Consider the following 21,933-nt stretch of genomic DNA (forward strand, 5'->3'; position numbering starts at 1 on the left):
GTGATGGGATGGCACAGTACATATTGAAACGATTTTTCTCCATGCTTGTGACATTGTGGCTCATCGTAACGATCACCTTCGTCCTGATGCACGCCGTACCGGGCTCCCCGTTCGATCGCGACGGCAAGGAAGCCAGTCAGGCTGTAATCCAGAACATGATGGCTTTTTATCATTTGGACCAACCGCTGTACGTGCAGTATTTGCTTTACTTAAAATCGCTGTTGACGTTCGATCTCGGTCCTTCGATCGCCCACTACCCTGACAGCGTGGGCAGCATGATCGAACGCGGTTTCCCGGTATCGTTTCAGCTCGGAATCGTTTCGGTCCTGATCGCCATCATAACGGGAATTGCGCTCGGAACGGTGGCGGCGCTGCGCCAAAACGGCTTGATCGATTATGTCGCCATGGTGCTGGCGGTGATCGGAATTGCCGTCCCAAGCTTTGTGATCGCGCCTCTGTTGATCAAATACGTCGCGGTCGAATGGAAGCTGCTGCCGGTCGCCACCTGGGGAACATGGAAGCATGTTATTTTGCCGGCGGTCGCTTTGTCTACCGGACCGATCGCTACGATCGCCCGCTTGACGCGCGCCAACCTGATCGAGGTTCTGACGCAGGATTATATCGAAACGGCGAGGGCGAAGGGCTTGTCGCCGGCAACGATCGTGTTCAAGCATGCGCTGCGCAACGCGGTGCTGCCGGTCGTCACGCTGCTCGGCGCCTTGCTCGCCAATGTGCTGACAGGCAGCTTTGTCATTGAGAAGATTTTCGCGATTCCCGGGATGGGAAAATATTTTGTGGACGGCATCAACAACCGCGATTATGCGGTCATTATGGGAACGACCGTATTTTACAGCGCACTGCTCGTCTTCATGATGTTCCTAGTCGATATCGTCTACGGCCTGATTGATCCGCGCATCAAGCTGCACAGGAAGGAGGCGTGATCATGTCTGTTCCCGATCATTTGTTTGTTCCCATGGCGAAAAGTCCGGGACATTCGGAACAGATTGTCCGTCCGCGTTTGTCATTATGGCAGCAGGCGCGAATTCATCTGTTCAGAAACAAACTGGCGATGGCGGGGCTTGTTATTATTATCGCGCTTGCGCTTCTTGCGATATTCGGGCCATTGCTTACCACCCAAAGTTTCGCTAAGCAGGAGCTGCTGAACGGTAACCAAGCGCCGTCGGCCAACCACTGGTTCGGCACCGATGAGCTCGGCCGCGACGTGTTTGCCCGGATCCTGTTCGGCTCGCGCATCTCGCTCACCGTTGGGGTCGTCGCCGCGCTCATCGATTTTTTGATCGGCGTCATGTACGGAGGCATTGCCGGATATTTCGGTGGCCGGATCGACAACATCATGATGCGGTTTGTCGATATTTTGTACGGCATTCCGTATTTGCTCGTCGTCATCCTGCTGATGGTTGTCATGGGCCCCGGACTATTTACCATCATCGTCGCTTTGATCGCGACCGGCTGGATCGGCATGGCCCGCCTCGTCCGCGGTCAGGTGCTTCAGCTCAAATCATCCGAGTACGTCATGGCCGCGCGAACGCTTGGTGCAAGCTCCTGGTATATTATCCGCAAGCATATGCTGCCAAACGCAATCGGCGTCATTATTGTACAGGTTACGTTCTCCGTTCCGTCGGCGATATTCGCGGAAGCGTTTCTCAGTTTTCTCGGTCTCGGCATTCAGCCGCCGCTGGCGAGCTGGGGAACGATGGCGAACGATGCGCTGCCGACGATCCTTTCCGGCAAGTGGTGGCGGCTGTTTTTTCCGGCCCTGTTTATTTCGCTCACGATGCTGGCGTTTAACCTGCTCGGCGACGGTCTGCTGAATGCGTTTAATCCGAAACAGAGGAGGTAAAGCGATGACGGTTCCTAATGAGCGGCAATCATCGGACATTCTGCTGGACGTTAGCGACCTGCATGTTTCATTTGCCGCTTACGCCGGCGAAGTCCAGGCGGTGCGCGGCGCCGGCTTTACGCTGCGGCGGGGCGAAACGATTGCGATCGTAGGCGAATCCGGCAGCGGCAAAAGCGTTACCGCGCGCAGTGTGATGCGGCTGCTGCCCCCGTCCATCGCGAAGATCAAGAAGGGGAGCATCCGCTATAAAGAAAAGGAGCTGACGGCTTTATCGGAAAAAGAGATGCGGAAGCTGAGAGGGTCTGAAATTTCGATTATTTTTCAGGATGCGATGACGGCGCTTAACCCGACGGTCACGATCGGCGAACAACTGATAGAAGGTATCGTCCGTCATGAAAACATTACACGGGCGGATGCCCGCAAGCGGGCGGTCGACATGCTTCAGCTCGTCGGCATTCGCGACCCCGAGACCCGGCTGAAGCAGCATCTGCATCAATTCAGCGGCGGAATGAGGCAGCGGATCATGATTGCGATTGCGGCAATCGGCAATCCGTCCGTAATCATTGCCGACGAACCGACGACCGCGCTCGACGTCACGATACAGGCGCAAATTCTCGATCTGTTCAAATTGCTGCAGCAAAAAACCGGCGTCTCCATCATTATGATCACCCATGATCTTGGAGTTGTCGCCAGCATTGCGGACCGGGTCAACGTCATGTATGCCGGCAAAATTGTGGAATCCGGACCCGTGAGGGACATATTCCGCAACCCGCAGCATTCCTATACGAGAGCTCTACTGGCCGCGATGCCGCGTCTTGACCGGGACCGCAGCATCCCGCTGCAGGCGATACCGGGTACGCCGCCGGATCTGTTCGCGCCGCCCCAGGGGTGCGCTTTTGCGGCAAGATGCCCGAATGCGATGGAAGTATGCGGCGTTGCGCAACCGGAAACGACGCAATTGCCGGGAGGTCACGAAGTGGATTGCTGGCTTCAAGACCCGCGCGCCAAGCAGGTGATTCCGCCGCTCATCAAGACGATCAGCGAGACGGCTGTTTCAATAGACAAATAATCGATAGAAGAGGGAGAGGGTTTTATGAAAAGATGGTCGGCTTTGCTACTGGTCTGTATCGTGTTGACCGTAATGGCGCTCGCCGGGTGCAGCAGTTCCGGAACGGACGGCGCCAAGAAGGAAGAAGGGTCCAAAATTCTGCTCTACAACAACACGCGGGAGCCTACTTCCCTCGATCCGCCGATCGGGTTTGACATGGTCTCCTATGACATTCTAAACAACGCGATGGAAGGCTTGACGCGCCTTGGCAAAGATCAGTCGCCGGAACCCGCAATGGCGAAAGAATGGAAAGTGTCCGATGACGGAAAAACCTATACGTTTACGCTGCGGGACGGCATTAAATGGTCGAACGGCGACCCTGTAACGGCATCCGATTTCGAGTTCGCATGGAAACGGATGCTCGATCCGAAAACGGCATCGCCTGCCGCTTCGCTCGCATACGTCATCGAAGGTTCCGAAGCATTTAACTCCGACAAAGGCAATGCGGATGGCGTAAAAGTGAAAGCCGTCGACGACAAAACGTTCGAAGTCACCTTGGCGAAGCCGGCTCCGTGGCTGCTCAGCATGATTGCCAACCCGCCATTTTTCCCGGTACCGAAAGCGACCGTTGAGAAAAACGACAAATGGGCCAGCGAAGCATCCACGTTTCTAAGCAACGGCCCTTTCAAAATTACCGAGTGGAACCACGACTCCGATGTGAAGATGGTCAAGAACGATCAGTATTGGGATGCAGCGAATGTGAAGCTTGACGGCGTTACGTTCAAAATGATCAACGACAGCAATACGGAATACCAGCTGTTCCAAAGCGGAGAGCTGCACATTCAAGGCGTCATTCCTCCTGAGATGAGCGAACAGCTGTTTGCGGACGGCAAAGTTACGGTAGAGGACTCGGCAGGAACGTATTTCTACCGCTTTAACACGACGATGCCTCCGTTTGACAATGCCAACATCCGCAAAGCATTTTCGATGGCCGTAGACAGACAGAAACTGGTCGATCTCGTTGTCAAACAGAAACAAAAAATTGCCGACGGATTTGTTTCGTACGGCTTGAAAGATGCTGCAGGCGACGATTTCCGAAGCGCAGGGGGCGAGCTCGTGACGTTTGATGCAGCCGGGGCGAAGAGCTTGCTGGAGAAGGGAATGGCCGAAGCCGGTTATTCGACGCTTCCGCAAGTCACATTAACGTATAACACGAACGACCTGCACCAAAAAATTGCCGAGACTCTGCAAGCGATGTTTAAGGACAACCTCGGGGTTGACGTGAAATTGTCCGGTATCGAAGGGAAGGTGCTGACCGCCGAGCAGAAGAAGCTGCAACTGCAATTCTCCCGTTCCTCATGGCTGCCGGATTTTGCCGACCCGATCAACTTCCTTGACATCTTCGAAAGCGGCAGCCCGAACAACCGGACAGGCTGGAGCAATAAAGAGTACGACAAGCTGATTAACGACGCTTATTCGGAACCGGATGAAACGAAACGTTTCCAATTGTTGCACGATGCCGAAAAAATATTACTGGATGAAGCGCCGATTATGCCTCTCTATTTCTATAACTCCGCTTATTTGCAAAGCGACAAATTGGAAGGGGTCGTCCGTCATCCGTATGGATACATTGACTTCAAATGGGCTGACTTGAAATAATCATGTTGTTCAAAGGGGGGCATGCATTCGACTCTGAGAATGCTCCTCCCCTTTTTTCCTTTACAAAGGAGGGGGCTCGTTGCCAACCGGTATTAGTATGGATAGCGTCAAACCGCATGCGTTAGTTCCGGGCGATACGATCGGCATAACGGCTCCAGCCAGCTGGGGCGACCGGGAAAAAACGGAGGCTGCGGCGGCCTATTTGGAACAGTTGGGCTTATCGGTCAAATTTGGCGAAACGCTTTCCAGGCGGTACGGTTATTTGGCCGGAACAGACGAGGAGCGGGCGCAGGAGTTAAATGCCATGTTTGCCGACCCCGACATCAAAGCGATTATTTGCGCTCGCGGCGGCTACGGAACCGGACGGATCGCGGATCTGCTCGATTATGACTGCATTCGGGCCAATCCGAAAATATTTTGGGGCTACAGCGACATTACATTTCTGCATACCGCAATCCGGAGCCGGACCGGACTCGTTACGTTTCACGGCCCGATGATCATTTGCCTTACGGACAAAGATATCCATCCGCTTACGCTTAAAAGCTTCGACCAGCTTATTCGGCCGGATAGGATGGTTTATACAGAAAAGATCTCGCCGCTGCATACGCTTGTTGAAGGGGAAGCCCGCGGCCCGATCGTCGGCGGAAATCTTTCACTGCTCGTAAGCACGCTCGGAACGCCGTATGAACTCGACACAAAGGACGCACTTCTGTTTATTGAAGACATCGATGAAGAACCGTACCGCGTGGACCGGATGTTAAACCAGCTGCGTCAGGCCGGAAAACTGTCCGATGCGGCGGGCATTCTCGTCTGCGACTTTCATAACTGCGAGCCGAAGAAGCGAGAAGCTTCCTTGACGCTCACACAGGTGCTGGAGCATCATATCGCTGCAGCCGGCAAGCCGGCGCTCGCAGGATTCAAAATCGGCCACGGTTCGCCCAATATAACCATACCGATCGGCGTCATGGCCGACATGAACACGAATGAAAAGAAGCTGGAGTGTCTTGAACTTGCAGTAGCAGATTAAGGAGGCATCATGAATGAGAATTCAACATATCGAAGCGATGCGACAATCGACTCCGCTGACGAAGGCTTTCAAAACGGCGCTGCGGACCGTTCATCAAACCGAGTCGATCATAGTACGGATAACAACGGATGACGGCAGGGTTGGATTTGGCGAAGCGCCCGCTACCGTCGTTATAACGGGAGACAGTCTGGACAGCATTCAGTCCGCTATCGTCAATATCTTTACGCCGCTGTTAATCGGCCAAAACCTGCTCGCTTACGAACAGATCATTCAGTCCGTTCATCTCGCGATGTTCGGCAGCAGCAGCGCAAAAGCGGCGGTCGATATGGCCGTTTACGATTTGGTGGCGCAGTACAGCGGGATGCCGCTGTATCAATTCTTAGGCGGCTACCGCGATCAGATTGAAACGGACTTTACCGTCAGCATCAATTCTCCGAAAGAGATGGGGGAAGATGCCGTCCGGTTTGTGGAAGCGGGATTCAATGTACTGAAGATCAAAGTCGGAAAGGATCCGATCGACGAAGATATCCGGCGGATTCAAGAGATTCGCCGCCGCGTCGGAGACGAGGTGAAAATCAGGCTGGATGCCAACCAGGGCTGGCAGGTTAAGGAAGCCGTAAAATCGATCCGGCGCATGGAGGATATGGGACTCAATATCGAGCTGGTGGAACAGCCGGTCAAAGCGGAGGATCTGGAAGGATTGAAGGCCGTTACGGATGCGGTCGAAACGCTTATCATGGCGGACGAAAGCGTATTTTCTCCAAGACATGCGCTGCAATTGCTGCAGCTGCGAGCGGCCGATTTGATCAATATTAAGCTGATGAAGTCAGGCGGCATTTACAAAGCGCAGCTCATTAATCAGATGGCGGAAGAGTACGGTGTCGAGTGCATGGTCGGGAGCATGATCGAATCCCGTGTTGCCGTAACGGCTGCCGCTCACTTTGCCGCAAGCAAAAAAAACATTACGCGATTTGATTTTGACGCCCCGTTAATGATGCTCCACGATATCGTCGTCGGCGGCGTGAAATACGACGGTCGGATCATGACATTTCCGCAGGAAGCAGGTCTTGGCATTCAAGACGTGCACTGTGAAGGCGGAGTGGGGGCGTTATCATGAACAGACTCCGACAAATGACGGTTGCAGTCTCGGTCGCCACGGTGTGGACGGAACCGGATTCCCCGCGCCGGTTGGATGAACCCGCTCTTGGACAGCCTGCACAGATCGCCGAATGGCTGAGCGCCATGACCATCGATGATAAACTGGATTTGTATAACGGAAATCGGGTCCAGACGCAAATTCTTTATGGAACCGATGTGCTGGCAGCAGGCGAACGAGACGGCTGGGTAAAGGTATTTGTGCCGGAGCAAGCAACCCGCAAACAATCGTCAGGTTATCCCGGCTGGGTGCCAAAGCGGCAGCTTATGGAAAGGAATGATGGGCCGGCCACTGAGACATGGGCGGTGGTCGTCTCAAATCGGGCGCCGCTGTCGTTTCAAAAATCACCGAATCGGGGATTCGAGCTCAGTTTCCTGACCCGGCTTCCCGTCCTGAAAATATCGGGGGATAAGGTTATCGTCCATACTCCGCACGGTGCGGCATTTTTGAATAAAGAACATGTCCGGATCCACGACAAAGAGCGTGCCTCAATTGATCCGCCTCAGGGTCATCCGGGGATACAGATCGTGCGGCAAGGACTTCGTTTTCTCGGTCTTCCATACCTATGGGGAGGGATGTCATCATTCGGTTATGACTGCTCGGGTTTTGCATACAACATGCTGAAATCGCAAGGAATTGTCATCCCCCGTGACGCTTCCGATCAAGCTGAGCAGGGAAATCTCGTTGAACGAAGCCGCCTTGAACCGGGAGATCTGCTCTTTTTCGCCTACGAAGAAGGAAAAGGCCGCGTGCATCACGTCGGAATTTATGCGGGCGACAACCGGATGCTGCATTCTCCCGATTCAAAGGGCTGCGTCGAAATCGTCGAATTAAACGGTTATAAGCTGGAGCGCGAGCATTGCGTTTCACGAAGATATTGGACTCCACAAAAAGCTTGAGCAATCAGGCTTTTTGTCTATTGGTTCAACCTCGCACCCACCCGTCGGGTGTATTCAGTTCCCGGATCACTTTTGCGGGAGCTCCGGCCACAACGACGTTTTCCGGGACGTCTTTTATAACAATGCTGCCTGCGGCTACAACCGAATTTTTCCCGATCGTCACGCCCGCCAAAATGGTGCATCTCGTCCCAATCCATACGTTATCGCCGATGATGACGGGCTTCTTGAGATCATGGTACATTACATCTGCATCCAGTCGATGATAGTCGCTGTCCATAATACTCGTTCGCGGGCCGATCCTCACATCGTTGCCGATCCGGATTTCTGTCGTAGCCGCGATGCCGCAGCCCGCATTAATGAACACGTTGTGGCCAAACAGCAGCTTCGCTCCTTTATCGACTGTAAGCTGACTTGCCCATGGCCTTCCGATCATCGAAAATTGCCTGCCGATGACAAGCTCTCCATAATCGTTCACGTACACTTTTCCTCGGACCGAAGGGGCATCCTTCAGCGAATATCCGCGTTTGCCGAATGTCGACAACCCTTTTATTTTCGATGTTAAGTGTAAAAGTTTCTTTTTTGCGCTCATCCGGCAAGCCTCCTCGATATTGTTGATGTTCCTTTGCTGCAGAAGCGATGCATCGATGCTTTCAAGCCATAAAGAGAATCGTCAAAGTTTCCTATGTATCTAACGATTGCAATAAGTCCAGGTGTCTTATAAGCAATTCGATAAGAGCAATATAACACATATATTATTCGTTTTGAATAATAAAATTCGGGGATATAATACCTATATTGACAAAAAGCGAACTTTTTACTTCTCTTTTAATCGCGGTAAAATTGCCCTATACTAAAATTGTCAATCTATTCATTCGTTCATAGCAGCTTAACTTACGAAGTGGTTTTGCTGAAACAAACCTTTAGGAGGCTGAACATGAACTACCGTACGCTTGGCAAAACAGGGCTTCAAGTGTCCGAGATCGGCTACGGCGCTTGGGGGATTGGAAAAACGGCTTGGATCGGCGCGACTGATGATGAATCGATCAGAGCTCTGAACCGGTCCATTGAGCTTGGACTTAATTTTATCGACACGGCACTCGGATATGGAGACGGTCACAGCGAGAGGCTTGTCGGACAAGTTGTTCGCGAACATTCGGAGCCGATCTATGTCGCCACGAAAATTCCGCCCAAAAACATGCAGTGGCCGGCCCGAGCCGGCGTTCCGGCCGAAGAGACGTTCCCTCAGGAACATATCATTCGCTGCACCGAGCAAAGTCTGCGCAATCTTGGACTTGAGACGATTGACGTTCAGCAGTTTCATGTCTGGTCTGATGAATGGATGGACAGCGGCGATTGGCTGGAAGGAGTCCGCAAGCTGAAGGAGCAGGGGAAAATACGTCATTTCGGTGTATCCATCAACGATCATCAGCCGGAGAGCGCAATCAAGCTGGTCGAGAGCGGCCTGGTTGATTCCGTACAAGTCATTTACAACATTTTTGATCAAAGCCCTGAAGATGCGCTGCTTCCGGCTTGCGAGAAACATAACGTAGGCGTCATCGTGCGCGTTGCGCTCGATGAAGGCGGATTGACGGGCCGGATCACCCCCGAGACGACTTTTGATGCTAACGACTTCCGCAACAACTACTTCCGTGGAGACCGGAAGAGAGAAGTATTCGAACGTGTCCAGCGTATCGTAGCGGATCTGGATTCCGATATTAAGAATGCTCCGGAAATCGCTCTCCGATATGTGCTTAGCCATCCGGCCGTCACAACGGTTATTCCGGGCATGCGCTCGGTACAAAATGTGGAGCGGAACATGGCGGTAGGGGACGGCAAAGGATTGCCGTCCGAACAAACAGCCAAGCTGAAACAGCACCGTTGGATACGGGATTATTATCGGGGCTAAGATTGTCTTCTCCCGCATGCTAATCAATACTCGCTGTTCCATAAATGGCCGCATCGCTGCGGCTTTTTTCTTGTTTATTTCAGATATCGATCAAAGAAAGCGACTGTATTTTCATTGATGATCCGGTGATGCTTTAGAGGGGATACTTTGTCAATGAAAGCAAGGTAAGGACTCCATAAATAGTAGTCAGAGAAGCTCATATGCCGTGCCTTGTGCACGGTAACGATTTGCGCATGCTCGTAAATTTTCTTTCTTCTATCGGAAATGACTAATGTCAGCTCGTTAAACTGTTCCTGCGTCATGCCTAATTGATTAAGAACCTCCATGGGAGGCGGCGGCTCGGTGAGTCCCTCTTCCCATCGGTCGTTGTCCGTGTTCATATACAGAAGCGGCTTGCGAAGGCCATCCATTGGAAATTGGCTGCCGAACAGCGTCCCGTCCATATTGATGCCGGCTTTGATCCGGTCTTCAAGAAGCAGCAATTGCACCGCTTCCGCTCCGCCGAATGAATGACCCATAACTCCCATCCGAGAAAGATCCAGCTTGCCGGTTAACAGCCCGTTAGGATCCAGTTGATTGATCATCAGCAATTGGCTGATGACAAACCTGGAATCGGGAACCCAAATGTCCCGAATCATACGATCGGAACTTGCCACATCGATCATGTTCGGGATACTGCTTGCGCTAAGAGCAACGCGTCCATCCGGAAACACGGTTGCAATGGCACTGTACGAATGGTCGATCCCGACGACGATATAGCCATGGCTGGCCAATTCTTCCACCTGAAACGTGCCCGTTTCACGCATTCCCGGAAAGCCATGCAGAAATAAAACAACGGGGTACTTGCTTTCCTGCCCGGAAACGGCTGGACCGATATAGGCATTCGTTTTTACAAGCTGCAGATAGGAAAATAAAAAATCAGGGATCCCATACTGTTTCGATAACGCCTTGGCCATTTCAGGCAATCCGTTAATGTAAGGTGCACGCTGCGCGTTCTGTTGGGATATGACAGCCGGATACCAGATCGTAATCATCAATTCTCTCCGATCATTCGGAGAGTCTGTCTCTATCTCTTGCCTAGAGTCGTCAATAAGGTGGTACGATATCTTCCCGACTGAATAAGGACCCGAGGGAGAAACAAAACCGAAAACGGGAAGAGCGAACGGAATCAGTAGGGCTACAATAAGATACAATCCCGCTATCAGGCCTATCAACACTTTGGCGATCGCAAAGCGAGTGAATCTTCTGACTGCGGAGGCTCTGCGAAGAAATAGGATAATTAGATTCAATAAAGGAAGCCCATACACGGGCATCATCTGCCACCGTGCTCCTTCGAAAATCAGATGGAAGAGCAGTGAACCCGCGGAACAGGCAGCCAATATCCAAGCCAACCATTTGAGAAGCTTTTGATGCAGCATTGTGTACACAAACGTAAAAGCACTAATGACAACGAAAATGATTTCTCCCGATCTCATCGATCACCTTCCGTTCTGCCCATGATCCAGCAAGCGCTCCTATTTTTCAACTTCTTGTTTTCGTTTATTATTGTAAACGACCAATATTAACGTGAACGCAGAAAAATGTTAATTTTTCCAAATTTCTTTATAACGAACGATGAGCAATCAACTAAAGTTACCTTAGGAATAGGCGTCTATTGGCATCTAATCAAGACTCAGTGATTTGGAAGGAAAAGCTTCGATTGAAATCTTTAATTATTTTACCTAACGATGACTGCAACCTTCCATCTTCTGCATTAAGACGAGCGAAGCTGTATTTCATTGCTGACTGGGAACCGCAAGAGCCGATTCTGGCTTCTTGCGGTTTATCTATTTGGCGCCGCAGGGATTCCCTGCGGTTTTTTTATGTTTCATTTACGATGATAAGGAGAGTTGGAATGACACAAGTAAACACAAGCTTTCTTGCGAATGGGCAGCATTCACGTTGACGATTGGGAAGGATAAGCTGGCTGCTGATCCCCTCTGTTCCATAAGTCAAAGTCGCGTAAACCGCGGCTTTGACTAAGTCTTCCGATCAAGCATGATGCATTCATCATTGACAAAGTCGACATTCCGCGGATTCGACTATTTGGTCGTGCACAAGAACAAAAGAAACACTTCAAAGCGCGTCAGATTAAAGACACCAATAAATGATATATTTGTTGACATAATAAGATTATAAAAATATTATATATTTAACGTCTATATAAAGACATTACGCTATATGGATATTAAAGTTTTGACTCTTTTAAAGGTCAGGAGTGGTAACGTGCATCACGTTCAGTTTTTTTTCAATGGAAAATCAAGAAGAAGTGCCAGCGGGGAGACGTTTTTTACATATAGCCCAAGTACCGGAGAGGTTGTTGCGGAGGTAGCTAAAGGAGCAAGGGAAGACGCACGATTGGCCGTTGAAGGGGCCGTTCAATGCAAAGAGGCCATGGCCAGGCTATCCGTGTGGGATCGTTCTTTATTGTTAAAGAGGATTGCGGATCAATTGGAGAAGAGAAAAGAAGAAGTCGCGTATGCCGTCGCTCTCGAACAAGGGAAGCCTTACAATACGGAGGCGCTTGGCGAGGTAACCAGGGCTGTCGAGGGGTTTGCCAACGCTTCGGAACATATCAAATGGTTTGAAACCTCGGTGATCAATGTGAAAGATCCGACAAAACGGGTGTTTAGCATTCGGCAGCCCAAAGGAGTCTACGGGGTGATCACGCCTTGGAATTTTCCGATAAACATCCCTGTTGAATACATAGCACCTGCGTTAGCTGCGGGAAATGCTGTCGTATGGCTCCCTGCTCCTTCCGTTTCATACTCCGCATGGAAGCTGATGGAGTGCATCATTGATGCAGATCTTCCTTCGGGTGCTGTCAATTTTATTACCGGACCGGGAAGCGAAGCGGGAGATGGAATTGTCATTCATCCCGAAGTAAATGGCATCGGTTTCACCGGTAGCACCAAAACCGGGAACATCATTTCCCAAAGAGGCGCCGGCAAACATATGATCTTGGAGCTTGGAGGGAACGGCCCGACGATTATTGCTGACGATGCCGAGCTTAATGAACAAAATCTGACGGCGATCGCCTCGTCCTGCTTTTCCAATGCCGGCCAAATTTGTACGGCTGCCGGCAGAATTATTGTCCATCAAGCTCGTGAGTATGAGGTGGTATCATTTTTAGCCCGCTATGCGCAATCCCTTATCGTCGGCGAATCATTTGATCAGAAGATTAATATGGGCCCTATGCATAATGAAGATAATTGCAGCAAACTTGATACTCACATTGCCGATGCTGTGAATAGGGGGGCGGAAGTCGTTTTTGGAGGAAGGAGATTGGAAAATTTCAAGACCCGGTTATTTTATCAGCCTACGGTTCTTCGAAATGTCCATCCCGATTCTCTGGCAAATTGCGAGGAATCGTTCGGCCCCCTTGCTCCGGTAGTCTCTTTCTCCAATGACAGGGAATTGAAAGAAATCGTCAGCAAAAGCAGCTTAGGGTTAAGTTCAGCCATCTTTACGTCAAATATCAACAAGGCCTTTAATCTGGCTGAATCGATGAAAACAGGCATCGTTAATATTAATGACCGCAGCAATTACTGGGAGCTGCATATCCCTTTCGGCGGGATTTCCGGCGGCAGCAGCGGAAGAGGAAGACTGGGGGGGATGAAGGTTCTAGAAGAGATGACAGATTTAAAAACGATTACTTTTACTATACAGAACTAGAGGATGGATTACACAAAAAATGTGGAGGTATTTCAAATGAGACTTCAAGAAAAAGTTGCCGTTATTACCGGAGCGGGTTCAGGAATTGGGCGCAGTACATCGGTGCTCTTCGCACAACAAGGCGCAAAAGTTGCCGTTGCGGATGTCAATTCTCAAGCAGCGGAAGAGACGGTTGGAATAATAAGAGAAGCGGGTGGGGAAGCGGTACCTGTTCGTGTTGATGTCAGCAAGGAAGACTCGGTCAAGGAAATGTTCAATACCGCCGTCCAACATTTTGGCAAGCTGGATATTGTGTTTAACAATGCCGGCGTTCCAATGACTCCGCATCCGATAGAGGAAATTACGGAGGAATTATACGACCGGATTTTCAATGTCAATGTGAAAGGCGTTATCTTTGGCTGCAAACACGCTGTTCCTTTTTTTAAGAAACAAGGCTACGGCGGCGTCATCATAAATACGGCTTCGACAGTAGCGAGCAGTCCGAAACCCGGATTAAATGTGTATGCCGCTTCAAAAAATGCGGTCATCACATTAACCAAGTCCTTCGCGCTGGATTTGGCGGACAGCCAAATTCGTGTAGTCGGAATTAGCCCCGCAGCTGTAGATTCCCCGATGTTTGCCGGATTTATCGGCGATCGCGATGAAGCAGAAGCGAAAAAAAGCTATATTTCTACCATTCCGTTAGGCAGACTTGTTCAACCGGACGACATTGCAAACGCCGCCCTTTATCTGGCCTCCGATGAAGCTTCGCTCGTTACCGGCATTGTGCTGAACGTTTGCGGAGGAAGAAGCGTATAACTAATTGCAATTTTCTCAAGGGAAGGAAGAAAAATATGAAAGTGAGCGAATTGCCTACCCCGGCTTTTATAATTGACCTTGATCGCTTGCAGTTTAATATTGGTCTTATGGCCGATATCGCCAAGAAGAATGGGATAAAACTAAGGCCACACATTAAGACGCACAAGATGCCCGTTATCGCAAAAATGCAGATGGATATGGGAGCCGTTGGTGTAACGTGCGCAAAAGTGACCGAGGCTGAGGTGATGGTAAGAGCGGGAATAAAAGATATATTAATTGCTTTTCCGGTAGTCGGGGATTATCAAGTACGAAAAATCGGAGAGCTGATCGATGCAGGGTGCACAATAACGGTTGCTTTCGACAGCGCATACGGCGCTCAAAAGCTTCATAAACAGGCGATACGGAAAGGGAAGATGATCGATTTATATATGATTATAAATACGGGAGCAGATCGCGACGGTGTGAAGCCTGGTGAAGCGGCGCTGCATTTGGCCGAGCAAACGAGGGATTTGAGCAACGTTCGTATAAAGGGAATTATGACCCATGAGGGACATGTCTACAAGGCCAATGATTTAAATCAACTACGAGAGATCGTCCTAAATGCAGGACATCAGATGGTGGAAACCGCAGCGTTATTAAGAATGCATGGATATCCGGTACAGGAAGTAAGCATGGGGTCAACGCCCGCCTGCCGTGCGGGCATCGCCGCTAAGGGGATAACCGAATGGCGGCCCGGCACCTATGTCTTTAATGACATCCATGAGCTGGTAGCTACGCCGATCGAGGAATGTGCCCTTTCCATTCTTGCCACTGTCGTAAGCCATCCTGCACCCAACCGGTTCATTCTCGATTCCGGAAGCAAAACGTTAACGGCCGACAAACCGGGAGGGACAAAAGGATACGGCTATATCAAGCAAGCGCCGAACGCCGTCATTGATCGGCTAAGCGAAGAGCATGGAGTCGTCCTGTCAGAGCAGGAAGATGCTTTATCTATTGGCCAGCGCGTAGAGATTATTCCCAATCATGTATGCCCGACGATTAATTTGACGAACAACGTCTATGTGACTCGCGGGGAGAACGTCATAGAGGAGTGGAAGGTGGAGGCACGGGGCAAGATTCAGTGAAAGAGAGGTGTGGAATGTACGATTTGATCATTCAAAGCGGCTGCATTGTCGATGGCAGCGGCGCTCCATGGTACCGGGCCGATATTGCCGTAAAGGATGGGATCATTGCAAAGGTTGGAAATTTAAAGGATGAGGCAGCCAACCGGTACATAATTGCCACAGGATTAATCGTTGCGCCGGGATTCATCGATATCCATAGCCATGACGATCTTCATATTCTGGAAAATCCGTTTATGGAAACTAAGGTTCGTCAAGGTGTAACGACAACGGTCATCGGGAATTGCGGGTTTGGACTTTATCCCGTACTTCCGGTAAATGAGAAGCTGTTCCGCGAATATGCCATCGGTCTTTTCGGGGAACCGGAAAGGAAGCCGTTCGGATTTGCGCAATTCGACGGCTTTATAGAAGCATTGAATCGCCGAGGCGCTGCTGTCAATGTCTCGTCCTTCGTTGCTCATGGCGTTTTACGAGTTTCGGTGATGGGATTTGACAACCGCAAACCGACAAATGCAGAGCTGGATAAAATGAAAAGTTTGCTGCGTCAAGCGCTTCGCAGCGGGTCTGTCGGAATGTCGCTCGGTCTTGTCTACCCGCCCGGTTCGTACGCGGATACGGAAGAATTAATCGAGCTGAGTAAAGTCGTAGCAGTGGAAGGAGGAATCGTCTCATCCCACATTCGAAATGAAGCGGGGTATTTGCTTGATTCCTTGGATGAAATGCTGACCCTGGCAAAAGAAGCGAACGTGCCGCTGGAGATCTCCCATTTAAAGGCCATCGGATTCAGCAATTTTGGAAAAGCAAAGGAAGCTTTGCGGAAGATATCAACAGCGAAAAATGAAGGAGTGGACGTAACTTTCGATCAGTATCCATATCCTTCAGGAAGTACGACTGCAACCCGATTTATGCCGCCATGGGCATTAGAAGGCGGAATAAAGGAGATGCTGCAGCGTATTCGATATCAGCCTACAAGAGAACGAATCATTCGAGACATTAAGGATGGAATTCCGAATTCACGTTGGGAACCGATGTGGAAGGTTAACGGCTGGAAAAATATGATGATTTGTTCGGTAGAGAAACCGGAAAATAAAACGTTCGAAGGCCGTAATGTCGAGGAGCTTGCAAATCAACTCAATCAAGATCCGATCACGTTCATGCTGAATTTGCTGGATGACGAAGAAGGACGGGTAATGATGATTAATTTTCAGCAGGACAAGAATGATCTGGAAGCCATCATGACAAGCGACTTGCAAATGTTCGGTTCCGACGGTTTGCCGTTGAGAGGGAAAAAGGCCCACCCACGCTTGTACGGATCCTTCGCTAGAGTACTTGGAACATACGTCAGAGAGCATGGACTGCTGACCTTGGAGAGAGCCGTCATGAAGATGACGTATATGCCGGCAAACCGGCTTGGGCTGTTTGATCGTGGATTAATCAGACCGGGTATGGCGGCTGATCTTACGATTTTTAATCGGCAAACGATCACCGACTTGGCGTCGTATACGAACCCTGCAGTCCATCCGAAAGGAATTGAAACCGTTATTGTTAATGGGGCACTCGTACTGGAAAACGGTTCGATAACGGGCGAATTGCCAGGCAAGGCTTTGCGAAGCATGTGCCGTAATTGAAACGAAAAAGGTAAGTTACATCATATACTTGCTAATACGAACACTACGATACGATGACAAGTTTCGGTTTGATTTGTGGCAGCAAGCAGTTAGAGGTATACTTAATGCTGATAGCAGATACACGACGTGACTTCTAGTCTTTGAGGAGTATGGTTGACTATATGAAAGCTAATGTGGGACTAATAGGCGGACAACAAATGGTAAGCAAATTACAGGATATCGCCGAAGATTATCCCCAAATAAATATCATTGCCGCTACTTTTGACAATGAAAATCAGTCTGAAAGCTTATTGAGCGAAATCGCAAATCGTATCGATATTGTCGTATTTTCCGGGCCTGTTCCTTATATGTTGGCAAAAGATTTGGTTGATCAATTGAACGTTCCTTTTTTTTATGTTCCATATGATGAATTGGCGATTTTGACCATGCTCATGTCCCTGTCCGTACAAGAACAGAAAAAGCTGGAACGCTTTAGCATCGATGTTCCCGACAAGCGTCACGTAGTTGAAGTATTCAACGAAATCCGCCTTCCGATGAATCAGGTTTATATGATCGATTATGAACAGGAATTCGATGGGGATCAGCTTTTTGAATTCCATCGCGATCTCTATGCATCCGGAAAAATCGAATATGCCGTCACGAGCCGTTTTAATGTCCACCGGAAGCTTTTGAAGCATGGCGTTCCTTGCTACAGATTGATTCCGCCTCATAAATCAATGAGGGATGTGATCGATTTGGTGAACTTGAAATGCGAAGCTCTTCTATTGAATGTGGCCAGGTTTGTCGTAATCAATATTGGAAAGAACAAACACAATACCCAATGGATTACTGAAGATGACGAAGAAATAAACTTGAGGCTGTACCAGGATTTAACTGGATTTGCAAAAATGCTCGGAGGATCGATCACCCACAAGCAGGGGTTTATTTCCATTTATACGGATCGAAAAAAATTAGATCATTTTACAAATGATCTTACTCAATTTCCCTTTTTTGAGGAATTAAAAAATGATTTTACGATTGATTTATCAGTTGGTATTGGATTTGGATGGTCAAATCACGATGCAGAAAAACATGCGATGATTGCTTTACAGGAGGCCAGTTCACAAAGAGGAGACCATATTTATGTGGTAACCGAAAATAAGGAAGTTAAAGCTCCGGTTTATACCCCAAACCGTTACCTATTAAAAACGGATAATAAAAATTTGCTGAAAATAGCAGACGAAACCAATTTGAGCATAACAACGATTAGTAAAATTAAAACTTTTTGGGATATGACAGAAAAAAACAGTATCCATTCTGAAGAACTTGCCAATGGCTTGGAGATTACTCGACGTTCGGCTCAAAGAATTTTAAGAATACTTGCTGATTGTAATTTTGCCAAAATAATAGGGGAAGAACAGCCGTATAAAAAGGGCAGACCGATCCCGCTATATCAAATTTTATTAGAAACTGCGGAGGAAAAACCATGATTGAACAAAGAATCAGAGAACTGGGTTATGAACTTCCCGTTGCCGCAACCCCAACCTTTCAATACGTTCCCGTTGTTGTTCACCATGATCTCATTTTTGTGAGCGGACAACTGCCGAAGGTGGACGGGGAAGTGAAGGTTATCGGCAAGGTAGGAGATAACGTGACCTTGGAACAAGCCCAAGAGGCTTCACGCATCTGTATCTTGCAGGGACTTAGCTGCATTAAACAGGAAATCGGTTCATTAGACAAAATCTCAAGAATTGTCAAGATCACTGGTTTCGTAAATTCTGCTCCGGGATTTAATCAACAACCAAAGGTTATCGACGCCGCTTCAGATCTGCTGGAGAAAATTTTCGGGGAAAAAGGAAGGCATTCCAGATCGGCGATCGGAGCCGCTGAACTCCCGCGAAGCGCAACGGTGGAAATTGAAATGATTGTGGCGTTTCAATCATAAATCTGATTATAGATCATTGACAATGGGCTTGAGTAAGGGGGATCGCCAACGACAAATTAAATCCTGTCTATATTGACAAGAGATTTACAAAAACATATTATCGATTTAACGGACAATTTTAGGAAGTTAGACAATCAACACATTTTTTTTGAAATATAAACGGAAACACTTTCCGAATAACGGAATTTACTGAATTCAACTAAGACTAATTTTTTAAAGGATGTGGGAACGTGATTGAGCTTAACATGTATATCGACGGACAATGGGTCGGGGCTCGGAATGGGAGCACAAGGGAAATCTTAAACCCGGCAAATGGTGAAATCATCGCAGTGGCGGCTGAAGGGGAAGCGGAAGATGCGCGCCTGGCCATCTCAAGCGCTCGCAGGGCATTCGATGCCGGCGCATGGTCCGAGTTACCTCCGACAGAACGTGCCAGGTTATTGTTTGCGGTAGCGGATCGATTAGAGCAGCGTACGGAAGAGTTTGCATTGCTCGAGACGACAAGTATGGGCAAACCGCTCCGCGAATCAAGGTTTGACGTCGCGGATGCCGTCGCCTGTTTCCGTTATTATGCAGGGCTGATTACAAAACCAATGGGTCAGGTTTATAGCGTAGCGGATCCGGTACAGGGCTTGGTCGTAAAGGAGCCGGTCGGGGTTTGCGGACTGATCGTGCCATGGAATTATCCGCTGCTCATGTCGGTATGGAAAATTGCTCCGGCTTTAGCCGCGGGCAACAGCATTGTGCTCAAACCATCTGAAATAACACCGGTTACGGCAGTAAGTCTGTTTGAGATTTTCGAGGAGGCAGGCATTCCGCAAGGAGTCGCCAACTTGGTGCTGGGAGCAGGCGCAACGGTCGGACAAGAGCTTGCGGAAAGCGAACATGTCGATATGATTGCCTTCACCGGCGGAACGGCTACAGGGCGGACGATCATGAAGGCGGCGGCCGGTAACATGAAGAATATTTCACTGGAGCTCGGCGGCAAATCGCCCAACATTGTGTTTGCCGATGCGGACTTTGAGATGGCGGTTGACTATGCGCTATTTGCGATTTTCGCCAATCAGGGCCAAGTTTGCGCAGCGGGATCAAGACTGCTGCTCGAGGAAAGCATACACGACCGCTTTGTGGAAAGGCTCGTCGAGCGAGCGCGTCAAATCCGAATCGGAGCGGGGGATGCAGAGGGAACTGAGATGGGGCCTCTCGTCAGCGAAAAGCATATGGAAAAAGTGCTTCATTACATAGAACTCGGCAAGCGCGAAGGGGGACGTCTCCTATTGGGAGGGCAAAGGTTGAAGCTCAAAGGGTTGGAAAACGGCTATTTTGTCGAGCCGACTATTTTTACCGATACAACCGCAGATATGAGCATTGTACGCGAAGAAATTTTCGGTCCCGTGCTGGCAATTCAGACCTTCAAGGATGAATCCGACGCGATCCGGGTAGCGAACGACTCTGATTACGGCTTAGCTGCAGGCGTATTCACAAGCGATGGGGCCAAGGCACTGCGCGTCGTGAAAAAGCTGCGCGCTGGAATCACCTGGATCAACACCTACCATAATACGTATAACGAAGCGCCGTGGGGCGGCTACAAGCAAAGCGGCATTGGCCGCGCACTCGGAACATTCGGACTGGACGCATATACGGAAACGAAGCAAATTAACATTAATCTGCAGATGGAGCCGATCGGCTGGTTTAAAAACTGATTCTGACCCGTCAGGAGGAAACCATGACAAATTTTACAGAAGAGCAAAAAAAACAGGAAACAACGATGGAAAAGTACGTCGAAGTGTACAATTATACGAATAAAATACTGGATTTGATTGAAAAACAGGAGATCAGCACAGAGGAAGCGGAGTGGGTGACACGCCAAACGGTTGATAACTTCCGCGATCATGTGAACCCCGGTTTTCTTTCTTACCGAAAATCGGTCACGAAGGACGGGCAATTCGCAGCTGTAGAGTGGAAGGACTCCGGACTGAATTGTTTCATGGATGTGAACGGCAAAGAATATATCGACTGTCTCGGCGGATTCGGGATCTACAATGTGGGTCACGGTCATCCGAAGGTCAAGCAGGCGGTCTTCAACCAGATGAACCGTCAGGCGCTGCATAGTCAGGATCTGCTCGATCCGCTGCGTGCGATGCTGGCCAAGATACTGGCCGACATTACTCCGGGCGACTTGAAGTACGCCTTTTTCGCCAACAGCGGAACGGAGGCGGTCGAAGCAGCCCTCAAACTGGCGAAAATGCACAGCGACCGCACGACGTTTATCGCGACGACGCGCGCATTCCACGGTAAAAGCCTCGGTTCCTTGTCCGGAACGGCAAAGGGCGTATTCCGCAAGCCGTTTCTGCCTATGATTCCCGGCTTCCGCCACGTGCATTTCGGCGATATCGAGATGATGCGAAAAACGATGGAAGTCTGTGCCATGGTTGGCGAGGACGTCGCAGCTGTAATCATCGAGCCAATTCAAGGTGAAGGCGGGGTTAATCTGCCGCCGGAAGCCTATTTGAAACAGCTTCGCGAGCTTTGTGACCAATACGGTGCGCTTCTCATCTTCGATGAAGTGCAGACAGGAATGGGCCGTACAGGAAAAATGTTCTGCTGCGAGCATTACGGCGTCGTGCCCGACATTCTGTGCTTGGCTAAAGCTTTCGGCGGGGGCATAATGCCGGCGGGCGCTATTGTAGCGACTGAAGAAGTATTCAAGAGCTTCTTCCCGAATCCGTTCATGCATACGACGACATTTGGAGGGAATCCGCTTGCTTGCGCCGCGGCCATCGCGACGTTCAACGTCTTGATCGAGGAAAATTTGCCGGCGCGCGCGGCCGAAATGGGCGAGTTCATGCTAAAGGGTCTTCGCGAGGCCGCAGATGAGCATGGGGATAAGGTTCTGGAAATTCGCGGCATGGGTTTGTTGATCGGCATTGAGTTTCACAACGATGAAATCGGATACGAGGTATCCAAGGGACTATTTGACAAGGGAATTCTTGTAGCCGGAACATTGATCAATGCAAAAACGATTCGGATCGAGCCGCCGCTTACGATTACAATTGAGCAGGCGGAGCGGGTCATTGCAGAGTTCCGCAACGTGCTGGCGCAAATCCGGGTATAGTTTAAAAACGTTCATGATCAACGACAACGCTATCCCGGCGTTAATGACGACAACATTCGACTGCGGGATCACATTAT

Annotated in this window: 18 protein-coding genes; 16 read left to right on the forward strand and 2 right to left on the reverse strand. The window is 49.7% G+C overall.

The window, feature by feature from the left end:
* Nucleotides 1-8: 8 nt before the first annotated feature.
* The 7 genes from VN24_RS22060 to VN24_RS22090 all read left to right on the forward strand — a co-directional run bounded on the left by VN24_RS22060 (nt 9) and on the right by VN24_RS22090 (nt 7,650).
* A complete protein-coding gene (locus VN24_RS22060) occupies nt 9-941 on the forward strand; it encodes an ABC transporter permease (protein ID WP_045672185.1) in 933 nt (310 codons plus the stop codon).
* Nucleotides 942-943: 2 nt separating this feature from the next.
* Complete coding sequence (locus VN24_RS22065) at nt 944-1,861, forward strand: ABC transporter permease (RefSeq protein WP_045672186.1); 918 nt, start codon at nt 944-946, stop codon at nt 1,859-1,861.
* 4 nt (nt 1,862-1,865) lie between these two features.
* Nucleotides 1,866-2,930 (forward strand): ABC transporter ATP-binding protein, encoded by a 1,065-nt coding sequence (locus VN24_RS22070; RefSeq protein WP_045672187.1) that lies wholly within the window; start codon nt 1,866-1,868, stop codon nt 2,928-2,930.
* A gap of 24 nt (nt 2,931-2,954) precedes the next feature.
* Nucleotides 2,955-4,568 (forward strand): peptide ABC transporter substrate-binding protein, encoded by a 1,614-nt coding sequence (locus VN24_RS22075; protein ID WP_045672188.1) that lies wholly within the window; start codon nt 2,955-2,957, stop codon nt 4,566-4,568.
* Between the two features lie 97 nt (nt 4,569-4,665).
* Entirely contained in the window at nt 4,666-5,595 is a 930-nt protein-coding gene (locus VN24_RS22080) for a S66 peptidase family protein (protein WP_045672189.1), read from the forward strand.
* 13 nt (nt 5,596-5,608) lie between these two features.
* Nucleotides 5,609-6,712, forward strand: a complete 1,104-nt coding sequence (locus tag VN24_RS22085; protein ID WP_045672190.1) for a mandelate racemase/muconate lactonizing enzyme family protein — start codon at nt 5,609-5,611, stop codon at nt 6,710-6,712.
* Complete coding sequence (locus VN24_RS22090; protein ID WP_045672191.1) at nt 6,709-7,650, forward strand: C40 family peptidase; 942 nt, start codon at nt 6,709-6,711, stop codon at nt 7,648-7,650. Before VN24_RS22085 ends, VN24_RS22090 begins: the two co-directional genes overlap by 4 nt.
* A gap of 25 nt (nt 7,651-7,675) precedes the next feature.
* Here the strand turns inward: VN24_RS22090 and VN24_RS22095 are convergent, their stop codons facing one another.
* Nucleotides 7,676-8,239, reverse strand: coding sequence for an acyltransferase (locus tag VN24_RS22095; protein WP_052703083.1), 564 nt, complete (start codon nt 8,237-8,239; stop codon nt 7,676-7,678).
* A gap of 345 nt (nt 8,240-8,584) precedes the next feature.
* Between VN24_RS22095 and VN24_RS22100 the strand changes: the two genes are divergently transcribed.
* Nucleotides 8,585-9,556, forward strand: coding sequence for an aldo/keto reductase (locus tag VN24_RS22100; RefSeq protein ID WP_045672192.1), 972 nt, complete (start codon nt 8,585-8,587; stop codon nt 9,554-9,556).
* A 74-nt stretch (nt 9,557-9,630) separates the two neighbouring features.
* Here the strand turns inward: VN24_RS22100 and VN24_RS22105 are convergent, their stop codons facing one another.
* Nucleotides 9,631-11,031, reverse strand: coding sequence for an alpha/beta hydrolase (locus VN24_RS22105; protein ID WP_082084016.1), 1,401 nt, complete (start codon nt 11,029-11,031; stop codon nt 9,631-9,633).
* A 790-nt stretch (nt 11,032-11,821) separates the two neighbouring features.
* Between VN24_RS22105 and VN24_RS22110 the strand changes: the two genes are divergently transcribed.
* From VN24_RS22110 to VN24_RS22145, 8 genes are all read left to right on the forward strand, one after another.
* Entirely contained in the window at nt 11,822-13,270 is a 1,449-nt protein-coding gene (locus VN24_RS22110) for an aldehyde dehydrogenase family protein (RefSeq protein ID WP_202967400.1), read from the forward strand.
* 36 nt (nt 13,271-13,306) lie between these two features.
* Entirely contained in the window at nt 13,307-14,068 is a 762-nt protein-coding gene (locus tag VN24_RS22115) for a glucose 1-dehydrogenase (protein ID WP_045672193.1), read from the forward strand.
* Nucleotides 14,069-14,103: 35 nt separating this feature from the next.
* Nucleotides 14,104-15,192, forward strand: coding sequence for an alanine racemase (locus tag VN24_RS22120; RefSeq protein WP_045672194.1), 1,089 nt, complete (start codon nt 14,104-14,106; stop codon nt 15,190-15,192).
* A gap of 14 nt (nt 15,193-15,206) precedes the next feature.
* A complete protein-coding gene (locus tag VN24_RS22125) occupies nt 15,207-16,817 on the forward strand; it encodes an N-acyl-D-amino-acid deacylase family protein (protein WP_045672195.1) in 1,611 nt (536 codons plus the stop codon).
* A gap of 161 nt (nt 16,818-16,978) precedes the next feature.
* Nucleotides 16,979-18,286: a hypothetical protein gene (locus tag VN24_RS22130; protein WP_148505288.1), complete on the forward strand. Its 1,308-nt coding sequence runs from the start codon at nt 16,979-16,981 to the stop codon at nt 18,284-18,286.
* Entirely contained in the window at nt 18,283-18,741 is a 459-nt protein-coding gene (locus VN24_RS22135; protein WP_045672197.1) for a RidA family protein, read from the forward strand. Before VN24_RS22130 ends, VN24_RS22135 begins: the two co-directional genes overlap by 4 nt.
* Nucleotides 18,742-18,971: 230 nt before the next feature.
* Entirely contained in the window at nt 18,972-20,444 is a 1,473-nt protein-coding gene (locus tag VN24_RS22140; RefSeq protein WP_148505289.1) for an aldehyde dehydrogenase family protein, read from the forward strand.
* A gap of 23 nt (nt 20,445-20,467) precedes the next feature.
* On the forward strand, nt 20,468-21,856 hold the full coding sequence (locus tag VN24_RS22145; protein WP_045672198.1) for a putrescine aminotransferase: 1,389 nt from the start codon (nt 20,468-20,470) through the stop codon (nt 21,854-21,856).
* Nucleotides 21,857-21,933 lie beyond the last annotated feature (77 nt).

It is taken from the genome of Paenibacillus beijingensis, from assembly GCF_000961095.1.
GTDB classification, from domain to species: Bacteria; Bacillota; Bacilli; order Paenibacillales; family Paenibacillaceae; genus Paenibacillus_O; species Paenibacillus_O beijingensis.